This window comes from Pelorhabdus sp. sgz311002 (assembly GCF_056134285.1).
Window position 1 is genome coordinate 1 of sequence record NZ_JBWBCL010000025.1, and the last position, 640, is coordinate 640.

At 48.1% G+C, this 640-nt stretch carries 2 protein-coding genes; both read left to right on the forward strand.

Annotated elements, in window-relative coordinates:
• A partial coding sequence (locus AC0NJP_RS18270; RefSeq protein ID WP_474700705.1) for an ABC transporter ATP-binding protein occupies window positions 1–369 on the forward strand: 369 nt, incomplete at its 5' end.
• Window positions 363–640, forward strand: a 278-nt coding sequence (locus AC0NJP_RS18275) for an ATP-binding cassette domain-containing protein (protein WP_474700706.1), incomplete at its 3' end; no start/stop codon positions are given. The genes AC0NJP_RS18270 and AC0NJP_RS18275, both read left to right, overlap by 7 nt.

Genomic DNA, 640 nt, shown 5'->3' on the forward strand with positions numbered 1-640 from the left:
AAAATCTTTGGGTTGGCCGATAAAAAAGACGAGATTGCGAAAAACCTGCCTTACGGCGAGCAGCGTCGTCTGGAAATTGCCAGAGCCTTGGCGGCGCAGCCGAAACTGCTCTTATTGGATGAACCGGCAGCCGGGATGAATCCGCAGGAAACGCAGCAACTCATGGAAATGATCCGGTGGATCAAAAAAGAATTCAATCTGACGATTCTATTGATTGAGCATGATATGAGTCTTGTCATGAACGTGTGCGAGCGAATCTATGTACTTGATTATGGCACGATCATCGCCAGCGGTACGCCAAATGAGATCAAAAACAATCCGAAAGTAGTGGAAGCCTACCTGGGCGAGGAGGTAAGCGAGTCATGCTGACAATCGACAATATAAATGTCTACTATGGAGCGATTCATGCCTTAAAGGGAATCAGCGTCAATGTAAAAGAAGGGGAGATCGTGACCTTAATCGGAGCGAACGGAGCGGGAAAGAGTACGACGCTGCGGACGATTTCGGGTCTGTTAAAGCCGAAAGAAGGATCAATCAATTTTGAAGGGAAAAATATAGCGGGAATGGCGGCCCCGGGCATTGTAAAGCTGGGGATTTCTCAGGTGCCGGAAGGTCGGCGAATTTTTGCGAATATGACTGT